The sequence below is a fragment of the Stutzerimonas sp. NM35 genome (genome assembly GCF_054604355.1).
This window is the reverse complement of sequence record NZ_CM137728.1, coordinates 2,660,076-2,680,052: the sequence shown is the minus strand read 5'-3', so window position 1 is coordinate 2,680,052 and position 19,977 is coordinate 2,660,076. Positions and strand designations below refer to the sequence as shown.

General features: G+C 61.9%; 24 protein-coding genes. 13 read left to right on the top strand and 11 right to left on the bottom strand.

What is annotated here, in order from left to right; translation table 11 throughout:
* Positions 1-146: 146 nt before the first annotated feature.
* Positions 147-1,589 carry a metalloprotease TldD gene (tldD, locus tag ACYCFC_RS12505; RefSeq protein WP_459651787.1) on the top strand — a complete coding sequence of 481 codons (1,443 nt, stop codon included), beginning with the start codon at positions 147-149 and terminating at the stop codon, positions 1,587-1,589.
* A gap of 88 nt (positions 1,590-1,677) precedes the next feature.
* Here the strand turns inward: tldD and yjgA are convergent, their stop codons facing one another.
* Complete coding sequence (gene yjgA, locus ACYCFC_RS12500; protein WP_181085557.1) at positions 1,678-2,199, bottom strand: ribosome biogenesis factor YjgA; 522 nt, start codon at positions 2,197-2,199, stop codon at positions 1,678-1,680.
* A 105-nt stretch (positions 2,200-2,304) separates the two neighbouring features.
* On the opposite strand from yjgA, the gene pmbA reads away from it, so the two are divergent.
* Positions 2,305-3,651, top strand: a complete 1,347-nt coding sequence (pmbA, locus tag ACYCFC_RS12495) for a metalloprotease PmbA (RefSeq protein ID WP_459651786.1) — start codon at positions 2,305-2,307, stop codon at positions 3,649-3,651.
* A gap of 261 nt (positions 3,652-3,912) precedes the next feature.
* Here pmbA and ACYCFC_RS12490 read toward each other — a convergent pair whose 3' ends face one another.
* From ACYCFC_RS12490 to ACYCFC_RS12445, 10 genes are all read right to left on the bottom strand, one after another.
* Positions 3,913-4,185, bottom strand: a complete 273-nt coding sequence (locus tag ACYCFC_RS12490) for an HPr family phosphocarrier protein (protein ID WP_181085560.1) — start codon at positions 4,183-4,185, stop codon at positions 3,913-3,915.
* An 8-nt stretch (positions 4,186-4,193) separates the two neighbouring features.
* Positions 4,194-5,051, bottom strand: a complete 858-nt coding sequence (gene rapZ, locus ACYCFC_RS12485) for an RNase adapter RapZ (RefSeq protein ID WP_181085603.1) — start codon at positions 5,049-5,051, stop codon at positions 4,194-4,196.
* Positions 5,052-5,180: 129 nt separating this feature from the next.
* Positions 5,181-5,645 carry a PTS IIA-like nitrogen regulatory protein PtsN gene (ptsN, locus tag ACYCFC_RS12480; protein ID WP_181085562.1) on the bottom strand — a complete coding sequence of 155 codons (465 nt, stop codon included), beginning with the start codon at positions 5,643-5,645 and terminating at the stop codon, positions 5,181-5,183.
* A 3-nt stretch (positions 5,646-5,648) separates the two neighbouring features.
* Positions 5,649-5,957, bottom strand: coding sequence for a ribosome hibernation-promoting factor, HPF/YfiA family (gene hpf / locus ACYCFC_RS12475; RefSeq protein WP_181085564.1), 309 nt, complete (start codon positions 5,955-5,957; stop codon positions 5,649-5,651).
* A gap of 95 nt (positions 5,958-6,052) precedes the next feature.
* Positions 6,053-7,561 carry an RNA polymerase factor sigma-54 gene (locus ACYCFC_RS12470; protein ID WP_459651785.1) on the bottom strand — a complete coding sequence of 503 codons (1,509 nt, stop codon included), beginning with the start codon at positions 7,559-7,561 and terminating at the stop codon, positions 6,053-6,055.
* 145 nt (positions 7,562-7,706) lie between these two features.
* Positions 7,707-8,432, bottom strand: coding sequence for an LPS export ABC transporter ATP-binding protein (gene lptB, locus ACYCFC_RS12465; RefSeq protein WP_181085567.1), 726 nt, complete (start codon positions 8,430-8,432; stop codon positions 7,707-7,709).
* Positions 8,432-8,995, bottom strand: a complete 564-nt coding sequence (gene lptA / locus ACYCFC_RS12460) for a lipopolysaccharide transport periplasmic protein LptA (protein WP_181085570.1) — start codon at positions 8,993-8,995, stop codon at positions 8,432-8,434. Before lptA ends, lptB begins: the two co-directional genes overlap by 1 nt.
* The gene (gene lptC, locus ACYCFC_RS12455) at positions 8,982-9,554 is read right to left on the bottom strand and encodes an LPS export ABC transporter periplasmic protein LptC (RefSeq protein WP_181085572.1); all 573 of its coding nucleotides are present in this window, start codon (positions 9,552-9,554) and stop codon (positions 8,982-8,984) included. Before lptC ends, lptA begins: the two co-directional genes overlap by 14 nt.
* Positions 9,555-9,562: 8 nt before the next feature.
* Positions 9,563-10,084 (bottom strand): KdsC family phosphatase, encoded by a 522-nt coding sequence (locus ACYCFC_RS12450; RefSeq protein ID WP_181085573.1) that lies wholly within the window; start codon positions 10,082-10,084, stop codon positions 9,563-9,565.
* Entirely contained in the window at positions 10,085-11,065 is a 981-nt protein-coding gene (locus tag ACYCFC_RS12445) for a KpsF/GutQ family sugar-phosphate isomerase (RefSeq protein ID WP_181085575.1), read from the bottom strand.
* A gap of 251 nt (positions 11,066-11,316) precedes the next feature.
* On the opposite strand from ACYCFC_RS12445, the gene ACYCFC_RS12440 reads away from it, so the two are divergent.
* The 11 genes from ACYCFC_RS12440 to hisC all read left to right on the top strand — a co-directional run bounded on the left by ACYCFC_RS12440 (position 11,317) and on the right by hisC (position 19,804).
* Complete coding sequence (locus tag ACYCFC_RS12440; RefSeq protein ID WP_459651784.1) at positions 11,317-12,132, top strand: ATP-binding cassette domain-containing protein; 816 nt, start codon at positions 11,317-11,319, stop codon at positions 12,130-12,132.
* The gene (gene mlaE / locus ACYCFC_RS12435; protein ID WP_181085579.1) at positions 12,125-12,922 is read left to right on the top strand and encodes a lipid asymmetry maintenance ABC transporter permease subunit MlaE; all 798 of its coding nucleotides are present in this window, start codon (positions 12,125-12,127) and stop codon (positions 12,920-12,922) included. Before ACYCFC_RS12440 ends, mlaE begins: the two co-directional genes overlap by 8 nt.
* Positions 12,922-13,380, top strand: coding sequence for an outer membrane lipid asymmetry maintenance protein MlaD (gene mlaD / locus ACYCFC_RS12430; RefSeq protein WP_181085581.1), 459 nt, complete (start codon positions 12,922-12,924; stop codon positions 13,378-13,380). The genes mlaE and mlaD overlap by 1 nt, the downstream gene beginning before the upstream one ends.
* Positions 13,381-13,407: 27 nt before the next feature.
* Positions 13,408-14,058, top strand: a complete 651-nt coding sequence (locus ACYCFC_RS12425; RefSeq protein WP_181085583.1) for an MlaC/ttg2D family ABC transporter substrate-binding protein — start codon at positions 13,408-13,410, stop codon at positions 14,056-14,058.
* Complete coding sequence (locus ACYCFC_RS12420; protein WP_459651783.1) at positions 14,051-14,392, top strand: STAS domain-containing protein; 342 nt, start codon at positions 14,051-14,053, stop codon at positions 14,390-14,392. The genes ACYCFC_RS12425 and ACYCFC_RS12420 overlap by 8 nt, the downstream gene beginning before the upstream one ends.
* The gene (locus ACYCFC_RS12415) at positions 14,392-14,874 is read left to right on the top strand and encodes a phosphate-starvation-inducible protein PsiE (protein ID WP_181085587.1); all 483 of its coding nucleotides are present in this window, start codon (positions 14,392-14,394) and stop codon (positions 14,872-14,874) included. Before ACYCFC_RS12420 ends, ACYCFC_RS12415 begins: the two co-directional genes overlap by 1 nt.
* A gap of 98 nt (positions 14,875-14,972) precedes the next feature.
* Positions 14,973-15,212, top strand: a complete 240-nt coding sequence (locus tag ACYCFC_RS12410; RefSeq protein WP_181085588.1) for a BolA family protein — start codon at positions 14,973-14,975, stop codon at positions 15,210-15,212.
* Positions 15,213-15,303: 91 nt separating this feature from the next.
* Positions 15,304-16,569: a UDP-N-acetylglucosamine 1-carboxyvinyltransferase gene (gene murA, locus ACYCFC_RS12405; protein ID WP_181085591.1), complete on the top strand. Its 1,266-nt coding sequence runs from the start codon at positions 15,304-15,306 to the stop codon at positions 16,567-16,569.
* 21 nt (positions 16,570-16,590) lie between these two features.
* Positions 16,591-17,220 (top strand): ATP phosphoribosyltransferase, encoded by a 630-nt coding sequence (gene hisG / locus ACYCFC_RS12400; protein ID WP_459651782.1) that lies wholly within the window; start codon positions 16,591-16,593, stop codon positions 17,218-17,220.
* 114 nt (positions 17,221-17,334) lie between these two features.
* Positions 17,335-18,645, top strand: coding sequence for a histidinol dehydrogenase (hisD, locus tag ACYCFC_RS12395; protein ID WP_459651781.1), 1,311 nt, complete (start codon positions 17,335-17,337; stop codon positions 18,643-18,645).
* A gap of 109 nt (positions 18,646-18,754) precedes the next feature.
* Positions 18,755-19,804 carry a histidinol-phosphate transaminase gene (gene hisC, locus ACYCFC_RS12390; protein ID WP_459651780.1) on the top strand — a complete coding sequence of 350 codons (1,050 nt, stop codon included), beginning with the start codon at positions 18,755-18,757 and terminating at the stop codon, positions 19,802-19,804.
* Positions 19,805-19,977 lie beyond the last annotated feature (173 nt).

The following is a 19,977-nucleotide window of genomic DNA, read 5'->3' as shown; positions in this document are numbered from 1 at the left end:
GAGCTTGATGGTGGACGTAAGGGAGCTGTCCCTTATCATGTAGCGTTTGCAATGAACCTGATCCAGGGTCTTCGTCGCCCGCGCATACCGGTGCAGCGCACCGTCGTTTTCCGTACCGTGCTGGGCACGGCCCGTCTGGAGTGAATATGAGTGAACTGCTGTTACCTGTCACTGAGCGCCTGCTGACACCGGGCGGGCTGACCCTCGATGATCTGCCGGGGCTGCTCGGCGAGCTGGCTGGTCCCGGTGTCGATGCGGCGGATCTGTATTTTCAGGATCAGGTGAGCGAAACCTGGGTGCTGGAGGATGGCATCGTCAAGGAAGGCGGTTTTCATATCGAGCAGGGTGTCGGCGTGCGGGCACTGTCCGGCGAGAAAACCGGATTCGCCTACAGCAACGCAATCACCGCCGAGGCTTTGCGACAGGCCGCGCAGGCGGCTCGCTCGATTGCCCGCAGCGGGCAGCAGGGGCGGGTCGAGGTGTTGTCGAAGGCGGCGTTCGCGCCGCTTTATGGCCGGGACAATCCGCTGGATGGCCTGGGCCGTGCGGAGAAGGTCGAGCTGCTCAAGCGTATCGATGTCACCACGCGCGCGCTGGACCCTCGCATCAAGCAGGTCACGGTGAGCCTGGCCGGTGTCTGGGAGCATATTCTGGTGGCCGGGCTGGATGGCGGCATGGCGGCGGATATACGTCCGCTGGTGCGTTTCAACGTCAGCGTCATCGTCGAGCAGAACGGTCGCCGCGAGCGCGGCGGGCAGGGCGGCGGTGGGCGCAGCGGATACGATTATTTCCTCAGTGAAGACCGCGCCATGGGTTATGCCCGCGAAGCGCTGCGCCAGGCCCTGGTGAATCTGGATGCCGTGGCGGCACCGGCCGGCACCCTGCCGGTGGTATTGGGGCCGGGCTGGTCCGGGGTGCTGCTGCATGAGGCGGTCGGGCATGGCCTGGAGGGCGATTTCAACCGCAAGGGCAGTTCGGCCTATAGCGGGCGTATCGGCCAGCAGGTCGCCTCGCCGCTGTGCACCATCGTCGATGACGGTACTCTGGCCGGTCGCCGGGGTTCGCTCAGTGTCGATGACGAGGGCACGCCAACCCAGTGCACCACGCTGATCGAGAACGGAATACTCAAGGGCTACATCCAGGACAAACTCAATGCCCGGCTGATGGGCGTGGCGCCGACCGGCAATGGCCGGCGCGAGTCCTACGCCCATCTGCCCATGCCGCGCATGACCAATACCTACATGCTGGCCGGTGCGAGCGATCCGGAGGAAATCATCCGTTCGGTGAAGAAGGGCATCTATTGCGCCAGCCTCGGCGGTGGCCAGGTGGATATCACCAGCGGCAAGTTCGTCTTCTCCACCAGCGAGGCCTACCTGATCGAAGACGGCAGGATTACCGCGCCGGTGAAGGGCGCGACCCTGATCGGCAACGGCCCGGAGGTGATGAACAAGGTATCGATGGTCGGCACCGACCTGGAACTGGACAGCGGTGTCGGCACCTGCGGCAAGGATGGCCAGTCGGTGCCGGTCGGGGTCGGTCAGCCGACGCTGAAGATCGACGGGATTACGGTGGGGGGAACCGGAGCCTGAAGACCGACAAGAGCGCTGGAGGCTGTACGAAGGCGAGTGGCTTTACGTCCAGCCTCAAGCTTCTAGCGTTTTTGTCGGCTTTTCGCTTTTAACGCAGGCCACGCTGGGTTTCGTCCAGCTCCCGGATGTATTTGAAGATTTTGCGACTGGCGGCCGGTGGTTTGTTGCGGGCCGCTTCGTGCTGGGCATGGCGGATCAGGCTGCGCAGATGCTGACGGTCGGTTTCGGGGTAGTCGAGGACGAAGGTTTCCAGGGTTTCATCGTTGCCGGCAATCAGGCGGTCACGCCAGCGTTCCAGTGCATGGAAGCGTTCGTTGTACTGGCGGGTGGAGGCGTCGAGCTGATCGACCAGAGCCAATATGGCTTCGACATCCTGGGCGCGCATGAGCTTGCCGATGTATTGCAGATGGCGCTTTTGCGCGATGTGCGCCGTGTGTTTCGGAGCATCGGCCAGCGCCTTGCGCAGGGCATCGGTCAGCGGTAGGCGGTCGAGGACGTCGGGCTTGAGCGTGGTGAGGCGCGCGCCGAGGTCCTGCAGCGCATGCAGTTCACGCTTGACCTGGGTTTTGCTTTTTTCCTCGAAGCCATCGAGATCGGAAATATCAGACATGGGGCAGGTCCAGTAGGAGATGTCGCCATGATAACAGTAGCCTTGATACGGGCGCAGTCGGCTCGGCGGGCGCGTCTTGAACGAATCAGTGGTGTGGAGTGCGTTATGAGTGAAGTTGAGGGGATCGGCCCGCAGGCATTGCCGGCATTGCGCGAACAGGTTGCGCGCATCATCGAGGAAGCGGGCCGGCAGGGCGCCAGCGCCTGCGAAGTATCCGTCTCGATGGAACAGGGGCTGTCGACGAGTGTTCGCCGGCGCGAAGTCGAAACCGTCGAATTCAATCGCGATCAGGGTTTCGGCATCACACTCTATGTCGGCCAGCGCAAGGGTTCGGCGAGCACCACCGGCAGCGGCGGGGATGCGATTCGGGAAACCGTGGCGGCAGCCCTGGCGATCGCCAGGCACGCTTCGGAAGATGAATTCGCCGGACTTGCCGATCCGGCCCTGATGGCCACGGAGGTGGCTGACCTGGACCTGTATCACCCTTGGGACATTTCTCCGGACGAGGCCGTGGAGTTGGCGCTCGGCTGCGAAGCCGCCGCCTTCGCTGCGGACAAGCGCATTCTCAATGCCGACGGGACCACGTTGAGCACCCACCGGGGCTGTCGTGGCTATGGCAACAGCAACGGCTTTATCGGCGCTCATTGCAGCAGCCGACACAGCCTGAGCTGTGTGATGATCGCCGAGTCCGAAGGGCAGATGCAGCGCGACTATCACTATGACGTCAGCCGTATCGCCAGCGAACTGGCGGCCCCGGAGGCGATTGGCCGGCGTGCTGCCGAGCGTGCCGTACGGCGCCTGGGCGCCCGTCCCGTGCCGACCTGCGATGTACCGGTGCTGTTTTCGTCGGAGCTGGCGACCGGTCTGTTCGGCCACTTTCTCTCCGCCATTTCCGGCGCGAATCTCTATCGCAAGTCGTCCTATCTGGAAGGCGCGCTGGGGCAAACGCTGTTTCCTGAGTGGCTGAGCCTGGATGAGCGTCCGCATCTGCCGCGGGGGCTGGCCAGCGCGGCCTATGACGGCGATGGTCTGGCAACCTACGCCAAGCCTTTCGTCGAGAACGGCAAGCTCGTGTCCTACGTGTTGGGTACCTATTCAGGGCGCAAGCTGGGCATGCCCAGCACGGCCAATGCCGGCGGCGTGCACAACCTGTTCGTCAGTCACGGTGATGAAGACCAGGCAGCCCTGGTCCGCCGGATGGGGCGTGGCTTGCTGGTCACGGAGCTGATGGGGCAGGGGCTGAATCTGGTGACTGGCGACTACTCGCGTGGCGCGGGTGGCTTCTGGGTGGAAAACGGCGAAATCCAGTTCCCGGTCCAGGAAGTGACCATCGCCGGCAACCTGCGCGACATGTTCAGGCAGATCGTCGCGGTGGGTTGCGATACCGAGACGCGCAGCAGCATTCGCACCGGGTCGGTGCTGATCGAGCGGATGAAGGTGGCGGGGCGGTAAGGCGGAAAGCCGATAAAAGCGCTTGAGGCTGGAAAGCTGGACGCAAGCTACTGAAGCTGGCAGCGGCTTTTCTTCGTCCAGCCTCCAGCGCCGTTACCGGCTTTTGACTTCCAGCTGTAGGTCGGGTCACGCTTCACCGACCCGACGAGCGGACGATCAGGCGCGATAGATGCTGAGCTGTTATGTCGGATAACCGGATTGGGCCTGTGAATCGTCGGATTACGCCTTCGGCTAATTCGACCTACATTCTTGCAACCGCCTTTACTCCCCTTCTTCGAAGTAGTCCTCGATCAGGGCAATCAGGGCCTTGAGGGCTTCTTCTTCCTGCTGGCCTTCGGTCTGCAGGTGCAGATTGGTGCCCTTGCTGGCGGCGAGCATCATCACGGCCATGATGCTTTTGCCGTTGATCAGGCTGGCCGGCCCGTGCCCGACGCGGATATCGCAGGGAAACTGGTTGGCGACGCCGACGAACTTGGCTGCCGCGCGGGCATGCAGGCCCAGCTTGTTGATGATGGTGATTTCGCAGGAGGGCATGTCGGTTCCTAGGCCAGGTCGCGGTGGCGGACCTGGACGTTTTTCAAGGGCTCGCGCAATGCCCGGCAAAGCCGTTCGGCCAGGTAGACCGAGCGATGATGGCCGCCCGTACAGCCAATGGCTACTGTGACATAGGCGCGGTTGCTGGCGGCGAATCGGGGGAGCCATTTGTTCAGATAGCCGAAGATGTCCTGAAACATTTCTTCGACATCGCCCTGGGTGTCCAGATAGTCGATGACGGATTGATCCAGTCCCGAAAAGTCCCGCAGCTCAGCTCTCCAGTAAGGGTTTGGCAGGCAGCGGACATCGAAGACCAGATCGGCGTCCACCGGCATGCCACGCTTGAATCCGAAGGACTCGAAGAGGAAGGCGGTGCCGGGCTCCGGCTTGTTCAGCAGGCGCAGCTTCAGCGAATCGCGCAGCTGGTAAAGATTGAGGTTGGTGGTGTCGATTTTCAGATCGGCCTGATCGATGATCGGCGCCAGCAATAATTCTTCATCACGTATGGCTTCGGCCAGGGAGCGTTTCTCATTGGTCAGGGGGTGTCGTCGGCGTGTTTCCGAGAAGCGCTTGAGCAGCGTCTCGTCGGCTGCGTCCAGGTAGAGCACGTCACACTGGATATGCCGGGCGCGGGCCTCCTCTAGTAGCTCAGGAAAGCGCTTGAGTTGACTCGGCAGATTGCGTGCGTCGATGGAGACCGCCACCTGCGGTTGCAGCAGTTCGGTATGCAACAGGGCTTTTTCCGCCAGCTCCGGCAGCAGCCCGGCAGGGAGGTTGTCGATGCAATAGAAGCCATTGTCTTCGAGAACGTCGAGAGCCGTGCTTTTACCTGAACCGGAGCGCCCGCTGACAATGATCAGGCGCATGGCAGCGAAGTATCCAACAGTGTTGGGCATCGGCGTTGCGAACCTTGCTGCTGGCAGCAGTGGCGCGAAATTCGTGAGGGACTGATTGCGGACACGTCTCGCTCCCTGGTTGCGGGTCATCCGGCCTGTTTAGTGGCCGTGCTGGATATCGACCACTGCCTGATACAGCTCCTGGCCGGTTGCGACGTTGCGCAGCCGCTCACGGACTTCTTCCTGGTCCAGCATGCTGGCAATCTGGCGAAGCAGTTCGAGGTGCTCGTCGGTCGCGGCTTCCGGTACCAGAAGCACGAACAGCAGATCGACCGGGGCGCCATCGATGGCATCGAAATCCACCGGCGCGTCGAGTCGCAGCACCGCACTGAGCGGCGTCGTGCAGCCGGGCATCCGGCAGTGCGGTATGGCGATGCCATTGCCGAAACCGGTGGAGCCGAGCTTTTCGCGTGCAACGAAGCTTTCGAAAATATTCTGTGTGTCGAGATCGGGAAGGTCCTGGCCGATCACCTTGGCGATCTGTTCCAGGACGCGTTTCTTGCTGCCGCCCGGTACGTTCACGAGTGAACGTCCGGGGGCGAGGATGTTTTCGAGTCGGATCATGGGTCAGCGAGCCACGGCACCCTGGTTATGGTCGAGTTGTTTCTCTTTGTGCTTGATCAACTGTCGGTCGAGCTTGTCGGCGAGCAGGTCTATCGCAGCGTACATGTCTTCGTGTTCGGCATTGGCGACTACTTCGCGACCAGCGATATGCATGGTGGCTTCGGCTTTCTGCTTCAGTTTTTCAACCTGCAGAACGACCTGGATATCGATGATGCGATCGAAATGCCTTTCCAGCCGCTGCAGTTTCTCATCGATATAGTCACGCAGTGCTTCGGTTACTTCCAGATGAAGGCCGGTGATCTTGACTTGCATACTGCTTCTCCTTGTTGCTTCGGGCGAATTGACGGGCCTGGAGCCCGTCACCGGAAGAAATCGGCCAGGTCGCCTGGTTTCTAGCAAACCTGTCTTTACAACAATCGCTTGCGCTCGCTGGATGGCGCAATGCCCAAGGATTCCCGGTATTTGGCGACGGTTCGGCGTGCCACCTGAATACCCTGCTCTTCAAGTAGACCAGCGATCTTGCTGTCACTCAATGGCTTTTTGGGGTTTTCCGCCGCCACCAGCTTCTTGATGATCGCGCGAATGGCGGTGGATGAGCACTCGCCTCCTTCGGCGGTGCTGACGTGACTCGAGAAAAAGTATTTCAGCTCGTAGATGCCACGCGGCGTATGCATGTATTTCTGGGTGGTGACGCGGGAGATGGTCGATTCATGCATGCCCACCACTTCGGCAATGTCGTGCAAAACCAGCGGCTTCATTGCCTCGTCACCGTGCTCGAGAAAGCCGCGCTGGTGTTCGACGATCTGGGTGGCGACCTTCATCAGTGTCTCGTTGCGGCTGAGCAGGCTCTTGATGAACCAGCGTGCTTCCTGCAGCTGATTGCGCATGAAGGTGTTGTCGGCGCTGGAGTCGGCGCGCTTGACGAAGCCTGCATACTGGGCGTTCACCCGCAGGCGCGGCATCGCGTCCTGGTTCAGTTCGACCAGCCAGCGGTTGTTGTCTTTGCGCACGATCACGTCGGGAACGATGTATTCCGGTTCGCTCGTTTCGATCTGCGAGCCGGGGCGCGGGTTGAGTGACTGGATCAGGTCGATGACCTGGCGCAGTTCGTCTTCCTTGAGCTTCATGCGCCGCAGCAGCAGGCTGTAGTCGCGGCTGCCGAGCAGGTCCAGATGCTCGCCAACCAGGCGCGTGGCTTCGCTCAGCCAGGCGGTGTGCTCGGGTAACTGGCGCAATTGCAGCAGCAGGCACTCGCGCAGGTCGCGTGCGCCTATGCCGGCGGGCTCGAATTGCTGGATGCGGTGCAGCACCACCTCGATTTCGTCGAGCTCGATCTCCAGTTCGGGATCGAAGGACTCCAGCACTTCTTCGAGGCTCTCATCCAGGTAGCCCTGGGGGTTGATGCAGTCGATCAGGGTGGTGGCGATGAGTCGGTCGGTGTCGCTCATCGGTGCCAGGTTGAGTTGCCAGAGCAGATGGGTCTGCAGGCTCTCGCCCGATGAGGTGCGGGTGGTGAAGTCCCATTCGTCGTCATCATTGCTGGGCAGGCTGCTGGCGCTGGTCTGGTAGATGTCTTCCCAGGCGGTGTCTACCGGCAGCTCGTTGGGAATGCGCTCGCCCCAATCGCCTTCCTCGAAATTTTCCACCGTATTGATGGGTTCTTCGTACTGGCTGTCCGGGCTGCCGTGCTCGGCTGGGGTGTTCTCGGTTTTCTTGTCGAGTGACTCGGCCATCGGATCGGGATTGTCGAAGTCGTCCCCGTCTTCTTCGCGTTCGAGCATGGGATTGGAGTCCAGCGCTTCCTGGATCTCCTGCTGGAGGTCGAGGGTCGAGAGCTGGAGCAGTCGTATGGCTTGTTGCAGCTGCGGTGTCATCGTCAGCTGCTGGCCCATCTTCAGGACTAGCGATGCTTTCATTGCAGAGGACTTCGAACCTTGTGTGCCGGCGCAACCGCGCCTGTTCCGACTTCGCTGGCGCTGCCGCGCCGGTGTAAGCAAATTATATGCCTGAAGAGGAAGCGGTTGGCTAGCCCTGAATGGTCCTGTCGAGCGAAAGGCCGAACTACAGGCGGAATTCATGCCCCAGATAGACTTCCTTGACCAGCTGGTTGTCAAGGATGGTCTGTGCATCGCCTTCGGCGATCAGCTGGCCGTCGTTGACGATGTAGGCCGTTTCGCAGATATCCAGCGTCTCGCGGACGTTGTGATCGGTGATCAGCACGCCGATGCCCTTGGCCTTGAGGTGGTGAATGATCTGCTTGATGTCGCCGACCGAGATCGGATCGACGCCGGCGAAAGGCTCGTCGAGCAGGATGAACTTGGGCGCGGTGGCCAGCGCGCGGGCGATTTCGACGCGACGTCGTTCGCCGCCGGAGAGGCTCATGCCGAGGCTGTCACGGATATGGCTGATGTGGAATTCCTGCAGCAGCCCTTCGAGGGCCTGCTGACGACCGCTGCGATCCAGATCCTTGCGGGTTTCGAGGATGGCCATGATGTTGTCGGCAACCGACAGCTTGCGGAAGATCGAGGCCTCCTGCGGCAGGTAACCGATACCGGCACGTGCGCGACCATGCATGGGCAGGTGGGTGACATCCTGCTCGTCGATCAGCACGCGGCCCTGATCGGCTTTCACCAGTCCGACGATCATGTAGAAGCAGGTGGTCTTGCCGGCACCGTTGGGGCCGAGCAGGCCGACGATCTGCCCGCTTTCGATGGACAGGCTGACGTCGCGCACCACCTGGCGGCTCTTGTAGCTTTTGGCCAGATGCTGGGCCTTGAGGGTTGCCATTACTCGCTCTGCTCCGCAGCCGGTGCTTCTGTGGTGGAGGCTTCCTTCTTGCGCGGCTGGATGACCATGTCCACGCGCGGGCGCGGGCTGGTCACGTCGATGTTGGTGGCGCGACCGGCGTTGACGATCTGGCGCTGGGTGTCATAGACGATCTTCTCGCCCTCGAAGGTGTTGCCTTCCTGGATGACCTTGGCCTGATCGATGAGGATGATGCGTTCGTTGGCGGCGAAATATTGGATGGTCAGGCCGTAAGCCTGGACGATTTCCTTGTCCAGCGCCGGCTTCTGCTCGTAGTAGGCCGGTTTGCCGATGGAGGTGAAGACCTCGACATCGCCGTTGGCGTCCTGGGTGATGGTCACCGTATCGCCGGTGATCTTCATCGTGCCTTGGGTGATGACCACGTCGCCGCGATACACCGCGACGCCTTGGCGGTCGTCCAGTTCGGCGGTATCTGCCTGGATGCGGATCGGCTGGTTGCGATCTTCAGGAAGGGCGTGGGCGTTGCTGCCGAGCAGGAAAATGCTCAAGCCGAGCAGAAATGGGAAAGTCTTAACGCAGCTCATGCTGGCCTCTTACGTTGGATAGCAGGAGCATCCTGCCTTCATTCAGATACGCTTTCATGCCCGTGGCGGTGGTCACGCCGTTTGCGGCGACGATTCTAACGGGTTGGCGGGTCTCGGCATAATCCTTGTCGGGGAGTACCGTCATCCGGCTGGTGGTGAGGATGGTCGGGCGGCCCTTGGCGTCGGTGCGCTCGATCCGGACGTTGTCGATCAGCTCGACGTCCTCGCCTTGCGGGCCGACTTCGCCGCGCTCGCTGGTGATATGCCACGGCAGCTCGGTGCCGCGGTAGGATTGCAGATCGGGGCGGGTCAGCAGGCTGATGTCGCTGGCCTTGATGTGTTCCAGTTTTTCCGCGGTCAACTCGTAGTTGCGCTTACCGTCGGGTTGGTACTGCACCGTTCGGGAGTTGATCACATAGAAATCGATTGGCGACTCCTCGGTGGAAGTCATGCCCGGTTGCTGCATGAAGCTTTCCGGGCGGATGTTCCAGTAGCCGACCGCAGCCAGCAGCAGGGCGATCAGCAGCAGGATGGCGGGAAGGCGGACTTTGCTCAGCATCGAAACCTCTAGAGATAGGCGGACTGGGCGGCTTCGAGGCTGCCCTGGGCGCGCATGATCAGCTCGCAGAACTCACGCGCCGCACCCTCGCCGCCCCGGGCGCTGGTAACGCCGTGTGCATGCTGGCGGACGAAGGCGTCGGCGCTGGCCACGGCCATGCCCAGGCCGACCCGGCGAATCACCGGCAGATCCGGCAGGTCGTCGCCGAGGTAAGCCACTTCAGCGTAGTCGAGCCCCAGCTCGGCGAGCAGTTCATCGAGTACCACCAGCTTGTCTTCGCGGCCCTGATAAAGGTGCTGGATGCCCAGGTTCTGCGCCCGACGCTCGACCACCGGAGTCTTGCGCCCGCTGATGATCGCGGTGCGTACGCCGGAATTGATCAGCATCTTGATGCCATGGCCGTCCAGCGTATTGAAGGTCTTGAATTCGCTGCCGTCGACCAGAAAGTACAGCTTGCCGTCGGTCAGCACGCCGTCCACATCGAATATGGCCAGGCGGATATCACGGGCACGTCGCAGGAGATCATTCATTCATATCACTCCTGCACGCAGCAGGTCGTGCATGTTCAGGGCGCCCACCGGGCGGTCATTGCCGTCCACCACGACCAGCGAGTTGATCTTGTTGTCTTCCATGATCTTCAGGGCCTCGGCAGCGAGCATCTCGGCATTGGCGGTCTTGCCGCGTACGGTCATGACCTGGTCGATGCTGGCCTGGCGCACGTCGATGCCCTTGTCCAGAGTGCGACGCAGGTCGCCGTCGGTGAAAATTCCGGCCAGGCTGCCATCGTCCGCGATGACTACTGTCATGCCCAGGCCTTTCTGGGTCATTTCCAGCAGCGCATCGCGCAGTGAGGTGCCGCATTTCACCCGTGGCAGGCGGTCGCCGGAATGCATCACGTTCTCGACCTTGAGCAGCAGGCGCCGACCCAGCGCTCCGCCCGGATGGGAGAAAGCGAAATCCTCGGCAGTGAATCCGCGTGCTTCGAGCAGGGAGATGGCCAGCGCATCACCGAGGACCAGGCTGGCCGTGGTGGATGAGGTTGGGGCGAGATTCAGTGGGCAGGCCTCGGTGGCGACGCCGGCATCGAGGTTGACGGCTGCCGAGCGCGCAAGCAGCGACTGAGGGTTGCCGGTCATGCTGATCAGGGTGATGCCCAGGCGCTTGATCAGCGGCAGCAGCGTGACGATTTCGTGGGTGGTGCCGGAATTGGACAGGGCGAGCACGACATCGTCCTGGGTGATCATGCCCATGTCGCCATGGCTGGCTTCGGCCGGGTGCACGAAGAACGCTGGCGTGCCGGTGCTGGCCAGGGTGGCGGCGATCTTGCGACCGATATGACCGGACTTGCCCATGCCGACCACGACCACGCGGCCCTTGCACTGGAGAATGAGCTCGCAAGCCCTGACGAACCGCTCATCGATGCGCACCTTGAGTTGCTCGACCGCTTCGATTTCCATGCCGATGGTGCGCAGGGCGGTTTCGATCAGCTGGCTGCTCTGGCTCATGTTCACATCTTCGCCTGAATGAAAGCGCGAGATTATAACGGCAATCCCGCGGCTGCTCATGGAAAAGCTGCGGTCTTTTGTCTGCGGTTTAACTGAACACTGGCTGAACGAACGATGTGATTCATGCGTCGACACAGTCATGCGCTTTGGAGGCCTTTGGCGCGATGCTATAGTTCGCGCCCGAAAACGGTCGCGTGTGAAGTATCCCCGGAGTGCCGGTGGACGTCTGATCCGCAGGCTGTATCCAAGGAGAACCGATGAGCGTTGCCAGCGGCTACGCTGTCGAGCTGAAGAATCTGACCTTCAAGCGCGGCGAGCGAAGCATTTTCAATAACGTCGATATTGCCATTCCGCGCGGCAAGGTGACGGCCATCATGGGCCCGTCCGGCTGTGGCAAGACGACTCTGTTGCGCCTGATTGCCGCCCAGCTCAAACCGGCCAGCGGTGAAGTCTGGGTGGCGGGTACCAATTTGCCGACCCTGTCGCGGCGAGAGCTGTTCGACATGCGCAAGCAGATGGGCGTGCTGTTCCAGAGCGGCGCGTTGTTCACCGACCTCGATGTTTTCGAGAACGTCGCCTTTCCGTTGCGTGTTCACACCAAGCTGCCTGAAGAAATGATCCGCGACATCGTTCTGATGAAGCTGCAGGCCGTAGGGCTGCGCGGTGCCATCGAACTGATGCCCGACGAGCTGTCCGGCGGCATGAAGCGGCGCGTGGCGCTGGCGCGGGCGATTGCGCTGGACCCGCAGATTCTCATGTACGACGAGCCCTTTGCCGGTCAGGACCCCATCGCCATGGGCGTGCTGGTGAAACTGATCCGTCTGCTCAACGATGCGCTGAGCATCACCAGCATCGTGGTTTCCCATGACCTGGCCGAAACCTCCAGCATTGCTGATTACATTTATGTGGTCGGTGACGGGCAGGTGCTGGGCCAGGGTACGCCGAGCGAGCTGCGCGATTCCGCCAATCCGCGTATCCAGCAGTTCATGCGGGGCGCGGCGGACGGACCGGTGCCTTTCCATTTTCCTGCGCCGGCCTATGCCGAGGATCTGTTGCGAGGTCCCGATGCGTAAAGTGTCCCTTGTCGAACGGGTCCGCAGGGTTGGCGAGGCCGGAATGAACGTGGTCGCCGCGCAGGGGCGCGCGACGCTGTTCCTGTTCCATGCCCTGTTTGGCCGCAGCGGGCTGGATAATCGCTTTGCCCTGCTGGTCAGGCAGCTGTACTCCGTTGGCGTGCTGTCCCTGGCGATCGTGGTGGTTTCGGGGATTTTCATCGGCATGGTGCTGGCGCTGCAGGGCTACAGCATTCTCAGCAGCTACGGTTCCGAGCAGGCGGTGGGGCAGATGGTTGCGCTGACGCTGTTGCGTGAGCTGGGGCCGGTGGTGACGGCGCTGCTGTTCGCCGGGCGCGCCGGTTCGGCTCTGGCCGCCGAGATCGGCAACATGAAGTCCACCGAGCAGCTCTCCAGCCTGGAGATGATCGGCGTCGATCCGCTCAAATACATCATCGCGCCGCGTCTCTGGGCGGGTTTCATTTCGCTGCCGCTGCTAACCGTGATCTTCAACGTCGTGGGCATCTGGGGCGGCGCCATGGTGGCGGTGGACTGGCTGGGCGTCTATGAGGGCTCGTTCTGGGCCAACATGCAGAACAGCGTCAGCTTTACCTCGGATGTGCTCAATGGCGTGATCAAAAGCCTGGTGTTTGCCGTCGTCGTCACCTGGATCGCGGTGTTCCAGGGCTACGACTGCGAGCCGACCTCCGAAGGAATCAGCCGCGCCACCACCCGGACCGTGGTCTACGCCTCGCTGGCGGTGCTCGGCCTCGACTTTATTCTGACCGCCTTGATGTTTGGAGATTTCTGATGCGTATCCGCACCCTGGAAATTGGTGTTGGCCTGTTCCTTCTGGCGGGCGTGCTGGCCTTGCTGCTGCTGTCGTTGCGCGTCAGCGGGCTGAGTGTGGGTAATGCCGATACCTACAGGCTTTACGCCTATTTCGACAATATTGCCGGTCTTACGGTCAGATCCAAGGTGACCATGGCGGGTGTGACCATCGGCAAGGTGACGGCCATCGACCTCGACCGGGAGAGCTACACCGGTCGTGTCACGCTGGAGATCCAGCAGGATGTCGATATCCTGCCGTTCGACTCCACGGCCTCGATCCTCACCGCCGGTCTGCTGGGTGAGAAATACATCGGCATCAGTGTGGGCGGGGATGAGGAAACCCTGGGCGATGGCGATACGATTCGCGATACGCAGTCTTCCCTGGTGCTGGAAGACCTGATCGGCAAATTTTTGCTCAATTCGGTAAACAGAGAGTGAGGGCCTGAACAGATGAGAAGCCTGAATATGATGACTGCCCTGCGTCGCGGCCTGCTGGTGTTGCTGGCGGCCCTGCCCATGCTGGCCCTGGCCGCACCGAGCGCCCATGAGGTGATCCAGAAGACCACTGACGAGTTGCTGGCCGACCTCAAGGCCAACAAGGACCAGTACCGCCAGGATCCGAATGCCTTCTACGCATCGCTCAACGACATCCTCGGCCCGGTGGTGGATGCCGAAGGCATTTCCCGCAGCATCATGACGGTGAAATATTCGCGCAACGCCAGCGCCGAGCAGATGAACCGCTTTCAGGAGAGCTTCAAGCGCAGCCTCATGCAGTTCTACGGCAACGCCTTGCTGGAATACAACAACCAGCAGATCCGCGTGCTGCCGGCCAGCGGCAGGCAGGATGCCGAGCGCACCAGCGTCGGCATGGAAGTGACCGGTCGCCAGGGCGAGATCTATCCGGTGTCCTACACCATGGTCAACCAGGACGGTGAATGGCTGGTGCGCAACGTGATCATCAATGGCATCAACATCGGCAAGCTGTTCCGCGACCAGTTCGCCGATTCCATGCAAAGAAACAATGGTGACCTGGACAGGACCATCGCTGGCTGGGGCGAGGTCGTCGCTCGGGCCAAGGACACCGAAGCCGGCCAGCAGGCGGCAGGCGATGACTGAGGGGCGCGTTGAGCGCGGCGCCGATGGCGTTCTGCGGCTTTCCGGCGTGCTCGACTACCTGTCTGGCCCGGCCTTGCGCCGGGAAGGGCAGGCGCTGATTCGTGCTGAGAAAAGCGGGCTGCTGCGGATCGAATGTTCGGCGGTGGAGAAATCCAGCAGTGTCGGGCTTTCCCTGCTGCTGGCCTTCAGCCGTGATGCAATGGCGCTGGGGCGTGACGTGGCCATTACCGGCTTGCCCGAGGACATGCGGGAAATTGCCGCGGTCTCCGGCCTGCTGGAAGTGCTTTCGCTGGTGGATACTTTCGTCGATAGAGAAATGCAGGGAGCGGTCTGATGCTGTTGCGCCGGGCGGAAGCGATGCGTGTCAAGGTTCATTCGGTGGCCGAGTCGCTGGGTAACCTGTTTGTCGAAACCTTTCATTACCTGTCGCTGTTCGCCATCGGGGCGATCACGGCGTGGGCGGGGCTGGTGGCGTTTCTCGGCATGATCGAGAAGGGCAATATCACCGTCGACGATATCCTGCTGCTGTTCATCTACCTCGAACTGGGCGCGATGGTCGGGATTTATTTCAAGACCAACCACATGCCGGTTCGCTTCCTGATCTATGTGGCGATCACGGCCCTGACCCGCCTGTTGATTTCCGACGTGTCGCATCACCATCGCCCGGACATGGGCGTGGTCTATATTTCGGGTGCCATTCTGTTGCTGGCCGTGGCGATTCTGGTGGTGCGTTTTGCTTCCTCGCGGTTCCCGGCGGTGTCTGCCGGCAGTCGCCACCGGTTGCCGCGCGATAACGAAGCCGAAACGCTCGAATGATTCCCTTGTGTCCATCCCTGCGGGCTCGGGCTTCGCAGGCTTCGGGCTTTTTTGTATGATGTCCGGCTGTGCGCATCCGGCGCTGATCGAGGTTGAACATGCAGGCTGTAGAAGTTAAGCGTTTCCTGGAAGAGAAACTTCCGAATGCCCAGGTGGAAGTCGAAGGCGAAGGCTGCAACTTCCAGCTGAACGTGATCAGTGACGAGCTGGCCGGCCTGAGTCCGGTCAAGCGTCAACAACAGATCTATGCCCATCTCAATCCATGGATCGCCGACGGTAGCATTCATGCCGTGACCATGAAATTCTTCAACCGCAACGACTGGCTCGCACGCGGCTGAAAACGCCATTCCAGGCAGCGCCGCAGCCTCCATCGCTGTGCGCCGCCCACTCTTAGGCAGGGCTTTCGGCCTGCGGGTTACAGGAACATCCATGGACAAACTGATCATTACCGGCGGTACGCGTCTCGACGGCGAAATCCGCATTTCCGGGGCGAAGAACTCTGCGCTGCCGATCCTGGCTGCAACCCTGCTGGCCGACACCCCGGTTACCGTCTGCAACCTGCCGCACCTGCACGACATCACCACCATGATCGAGCTGTTCGGTCGCATGGGCGTACAGCCGATCATCGACGAGAAGCTCAGCGTCGAAGTCGACGCCAGCAGTATCCAGACGCTGGTCGCGCCCTATGAGCTGGTCAAGACCATGCGTGCCTCGATCCTGGTGCTCGGCCCCATGGTCGCCCGCTTCGGTGAGGCTGAAGTGGCGCTGCCGGGTGGCTGCGCCATCGGCTCGCGTCCGGTCGATCTGCATATCCGCGGCCTGGAAGCCATGGGCGCGCAGATCGAGGTGGAAGGCGGCTATATCAAGGCCAAGGCGCCTGCCGGCGGCCTGCGTGGCGCGCATTTCTTCTTCGATATCGTCAGCGTCACCGGCACCGAGAACATCATGATGGCCGCCGCCCTGGCCAATGGTCGCAGCGTGCTGGAAAACGCCGCGCGTGAGCCGGAAGTGGTCGATCTGGCCAACTTCCTCAATGCCATGGGCGCGAAGGTCTCCGGCGCCGGCACCGACACCATCACCATCGATGGCGTCAAGCGTTTGGGTGGTGGTCGTTACAGCGTGATGCCCGACCGTATCGAGACCGGCACCTACCTGGTGGCCGCTGCTGCGACTGGCGGTCGGGTGAAACTCAAGGATACCGATGCCACCCTGCTTGAGGCCGTACTGCACAAGCTGGAAGAGGCCGGCGCTCACATCGATACCGGCAAGGACTGGATCTCGCTGGACATGAAGGGTAACCGTCCGCGCGCCGTCAACCTGCGCACCGCGCCGTATCCGGCGTTTCCCACCGATATGCAGGCCCAGTTCATCGCCATGAACGCCATTGCCGAGGGCACCGGCACGGTGATCGAGACGGTGTTCGAGAACCGCTTCATGCACGTGTACGAAATGAACCGCATGGGCGCGCAGATTCTGGTCGAGGGCAATACCGCCATCGTCACCGGCGTACCCCAACTCAAGGGCGCACCCGTGATGGCAACCGACCTGCGCGCCTCGGCGAGCCTGGTCATTGCCGGCCTGGTGGCCGAAGGCGATACGCTGATCGACCGCATTTACCACATCGACCGTGGTTACGAGTGCATCGAGGAAAAACTGCAACTGCTGGGCGCGAAAATTCGCCGCGTGGCGGGCTGAGGCCATTCAAGGAACAATGCAATGCTGACCATCGCCCTGTCCAAAGGCCGCATTCTCGATGACACCCTGCCGTTGCTGGCGGCGGCGGGAATCGTCCCGACCGAGAACCCCGAGAAAAGCCGCAAGCTGATCATCCCTACCACCCAGGATGATGTGCGCCTGCTGATCGTGCGCGCCACCGATGTGCCGACCTACGTCGAGCATGGCGCTGCGGACCTGGGCGTGGCCGGCAAGGATGTACTGATGGAGTACGGTGGACAGGGGCTCTACGAGCCGCTGGACCTGAAAATTGCCAACTGCAAGCTGATGACCGCCGGCAAGGTGGGCGCGCCGGAGCCGAAAGGGCGTCTGCGCGTGGCGACCAAGTTCGTCAACGTCGCCAAGCGCTACTACGCCGAGCAGGGCCGCCAGGTGGATATCATCAAGCTGTACGGCTCGATGGAGCTGGCGCCGCTGGTGGGCCTGGCCGACAAGATCATCGACGTGGTGGATACCGGCAACACGCTGCGCGCCAATGGCCTGGAGCCGCAGGAGCTGATCTGCCACATCAGTTCGCGGCTGGTGGTCAACAAGGCTTCGATGAAGATGCAGCATGGGCGTATCCAGGCACTGATCGATGCCCTGCAGAGCGCCATCGACCATCACGCCTGATCTGTGCGGGTCCGCTATCCGCGCCATAGCTTGAATTTCAGGGTGCCCATGCGTTTGGCTTGTTAATCTAGGGCACCTGCAACAGCTTCGACGTATCCCTTCATGAGGCCCGTTATGACCGCTGCCACCGCCATTCGCCGACTCAACGCCACCGATGCCGATTTCGCCCGGCATCTGGATCATCTGCTGAGCTGGGAAAGCGTGTCCGATGAGGGGGTCAATCAGCGTGTGCTGGAGATCATCCAGGCCGTACGTGAGCGTGGCGATGCGGCGCTGGTCGAGTTGACCCAGCGTTTCGATGGCCTCGAAGTCGCCTCCATGGCCGATCTGATCCTGCCCCGCGAGCGCCTGGAGCTGGCGCTGGAGCGCATCAGCCCCGAGCAGCGCAGGGCGTTGGAGGTGGCTGCCGAGCGCGTGCGTGCCTATCACGAACGGCAGAAACAGGATTCCTGGACCTACACCGAGGCCGACGGCACCGTCCTCGGCCAGAAGGTCACCCCGCTGGATCGTGCCGGCCTTTATGTGCCGGGCGGCAAGGCCTCCTATCCGTCCTCGGTGCTGATGAACGCGATTCCGGCGAAGGTCGCCGGCGTGCCCGAAGTGGTCATGGTGGTGCCGACCCCGCGTGGCGAGATCAATGAGCTGGTGCTGGCCGCTGCCTGCATCGCCGGTGTCGACCGGGTCTTCACCATCGGCGGCGCCCAGGCCGTGGCCGCACTGGCCTACGGTACCGAGAGCGTACCGCCGGTGGACAAGATCGTCGGCCCCGGCAACATCTACGTCGCCACCGCCAAGCGTCACGTGTTCGGCAAGGTTGGTATCGACATGATCGCCGGCCCATCGGAGATCCTCGTGGTCTGCGATGGCCAGACCGATCCGGACTGGATCGCCATGGACCTGTTTTCCCAGGCCGAGCATGACGAAGACGCCCAGTCGATTCTGGTCAGCCCCGACGCGGCCTTCCTCGACAGGGTCGCCGAGAGCATTCAGCGCCTGCTGCCGACCCTGGAGCGCGAGGAAATTGCCCGTACTTCCCTTGAAGGGCGCGGCGCATTGATCCAGGTCGCCGACATGGCTCAGGCCATCGAGGTGGCCAACCGTATCGCGCCGGAACATCTGGAGCTGTCGGTGGAAAATCCCGAGCAGTACCTGGAGCAGATCCGCCATGCCGGTGCGATCTTCATGGGCCGTTACACCGCCGAGGCGCTGGGCGACTACTGCGCCGGCCCCAATCACGTGCTGCCGACCTCCGGCACCGCGCGTTTTTCCTCGCCGCTGGGGGTGTACGACTTTCAGAAGCGTTCGTCGATCATCCACTGCTCGGCGCAAGGTGCTTCGGAGTTGGGCAAGGTGGCTTCGGTGCTGGCCCGCGGGGAGTCGTTGACCGCTCATGCGCGCAGTGCGGAATACCGGATCAAGGGCTGAAAAGCCGATAAAAGCGCTGGAGGCTGGAGGCTGGACGAGGCGCAAACGTGCCCTTCGTTCAGCCTCCAGCCCCCAGCCTTCAGCGATTTTTTGAAGGAGAGAAGGGCGGATGAGCAAATTCTGGAGCCCCTTCGTCAAGACCCTGGTGCCCTATGTGCCGGGTGAACAGCCGAAGCTGAACAAGCTGGTCAAACTCAATACCAACGAAAATCCCTACGGCCCGTCGCCCAAGGCCATTGCCGCGATGCAGGCGGAGATAGGTGACACGCTGCGCCTGTATCCGGACCCGAATGGCGAGCGGCTGAAGCAGGCGGTGGCCGATTACTACGGCGTGCAGCCCGCCCAGGTCTTCGTCGGCAACGGTTCCGACGAGGTACTGGCGCATGCCTTCCACGGCTTGTTCCAGCACGGCAAGCCGCTGCTGTTCCCCGATGTGACCTACAGTTTCTACCCGGTCTATTGCGGGCTCTATGGCATCGAGTACGAAACCATCGCGCTGGATGAAAGCTTCCAGATCGAGGTGGCCGATTACAATCGCCCCAACGGCGGCATCATCTTCCCCAACCCCAATGCGCCCACCGGGCGTGTGCTGGCGCTGGAGGCCATCGAGCGGCTGCTGCAGGCCAATACCGACTCCGTGGTGCTGGTGGATGAGGCCTACATCGATTTCGGCGGCGAGTCGGCGATTGCTCTGGTCGACCACTATCCGAACCTGCTGGTGACCCAGACGTTGTCCAAATCACGCTCCCTGGCCGGATTGCGTGTGGGGCTGGCGGTGGGGCATCCGGAGCTGATCGAGGCGCTGGAGCGCATCAAGGACAGCTTCAACTCCTTTCCGCTGGACCGCATCGCCATCGCCGGCGCCGCCGCCGCGTTCGAGGATCGTGACTATTTCCAGCAAACCTGCCAGAAGGTGATCGCCAGTCGCGAGGAAGTCGTCGCCGCCATGACGGCGCAGGGCTTCGAGGTGCTGCCCTCGGCGGCCAACTTCATCTTCGCCCGGCATCCCGCCCGCGACGCTGCTGAACTCGCTGCCGCACTGCGTGAAGAAGGTGTCATCGTCCGCCATTTCAAGCTGCCGCGTATCGACCAGTACCTGCGCATCACCATCGGCACGCCGGAGCAGAACCGGGCGCTGCTGGATGCCCTGAAGCAATAAGCAGGTCGGGTCACGCTTCACCGACCCGGCGAGGGGCCACGGAAGGCAGGAGCCATGCCTTTCGGGGCTCTGGGTGGCTGTGAGTTCGCGTGTCGGATTACGCCTGCGGCTAATCCGACCTACGGCCTTGCTTCCACCGGTGGTCGCATACCCACTTCGGCGGCCTGTAGGTC

Bases quoted from the DNA above. Each gene is read 5' to 3' on its own strand.
- tldD (WP_459651787.1), top strand. From the start codon at position 147: ATGAGTGAACTGCTGTTACCTGTCACTGAGCGCCTGCTGACACCGGGC.
- yjgA (WP_181085557.1), bottom strand. From the start codon at position 2,199: ATGTCTGATATTTCCGATCTCGATGGCTTCGAGGAAAAAAGCAAAACC.
- pmbA (WP_459651786.1), top strand. From the start codon at position 2,305: ATGAGTGAAGTTGAGGGGATCGGCCCGCAGGCATTGCCGGCATTGCGC.
- ACYCFC_RS12490 (WP_181085560.1), bottom strand. From the start codon at position 4,185: ATGCCCTCCTGCGAAATCACCATCATCAACAAGCTGGGCCTGCATGCC.
- rapZ (WP_181085603.1), bottom strand. From the start codon at position 5,051: ATGCGCCTGATCATTGTCAGCGGGCGCTCCGGTTCAGGTAAAAGCACG.
- ptsN (WP_181085562.1), bottom strand. From the start codon at position 5,645: ATGATCCGACTCGAAAACATCCTCGCCCCCGGACGTTCACTCGTGAAC.
- hpf (WP_181085564.1), bottom strand. From the start codon at position 5,957: ATGCAAGTCAAGATCACCGGCCTTCATCTGGAAGTAACCGAAGCACTG.
- ACYCFC_RS12470 (WP_459651785.1), bottom strand. From the start codon at position 7,561: ATGAAAGCATCGCTAGTCCTGAAGATGGGCCAGCAGCTGACGATGACA.
- lptB (WP_181085567.1), bottom strand. From the start codon at position 8,432: ATGGCAACCCTCAAGGCCCAGCATCTGGCCAAAAGCTACAAGAGCCGC.
- lptA (WP_181085570.1), bottom strand. From the start codon at position 8,995: ATGAGCTGCGTTAAGACTTTCCCATTTCTGCTCGGCTTGAGCATTTTC.
- lptC (WP_181085572.1), bottom strand. From the start codon at position 9,554: ATGCTGAGCAAAGTCCGCCTTCCCGCCATCCTGCTGCTGATCGCCCTG.
- ACYCFC_RS12450 (WP_181085573.1), bottom strand. From the start codon at position 10,084: ATGAATGATCTCCTGCGACGTGCCCGTGATATCCGCCTGGCCATATTC.
- ACYCFC_RS12440 (WP_459651784.1), top strand. From the start codon at position 11,317: ATGAGCGTTGCCAGCGGCTACGCTGTCGAGCTGAAGAATCTGACCTTC.
- mlaE (WP_181085579.1), top strand. From the start codon at position 12,125: ATGCGTAAAGTGTCCCTTGTCGAACGGGTCCGCAGGGTTGGCGAGGCC.
- mlaD (WP_181085581.1), top strand. From the start codon at position 12,922: ATGCGTATCCGCACCCTGGAAATTGGTGTTGGCCTGTTCCTTCTGGCG.
- ACYCFC_RS12425 (WP_181085583.1), top strand. From the start codon at position 13,408: ATGATGACTGCCCTGCGTCGCGGCCTGCTGGTGTTGCTGGCGGCCCTG.
- ACYCFC_RS12420 (WP_459651783.1), top strand. From the start codon at position 14,051: ATGACTGAGGGGCGCGTTGAGCGCGGCGCCGATGGCGTTCTGCGGCTT.
- ACYCFC_RS12415 (WP_181085587.1), top strand. From the start codon at position 14,392: ATGCTGTTGCGCCGGGCGGAAGCGATGCGTGTCAAGGTTCATTCGGTG.
- ACYCFC_RS12410 (WP_181085588.1), top strand. From the start codon at position 14,973: ATGCAGGCTGTAGAAGTTAAGCGTTTCCTGGAAGAGAAACTTCCGAAT.
- murA (WP_181085591.1), top strand. From the start codon at position 15,304: ATGGACAAACTGATCATTACCGGCGGTACGCGTCTCGACGGCGAAATC.
- hisG (WP_459651782.1), top strand. From the start codon at position 16,591: ATGCTGACCATCGCCCTGTCCAAAGGCCGCATTCTCGATGACACCCTG.
- hisD (WP_459651781.1), top strand. From the start codon at position 17,335: ATGACCGCTGCCACCGCCATTCGCCGACTCAACGCCACCGATGCCGAT.
- hisC (WP_459651780.1), top strand. From the start codon at position 18,755: ATGAGCAAATTCTGGAGCCCCTTCGTCAAGACCCTGGTGCCCTATGTG.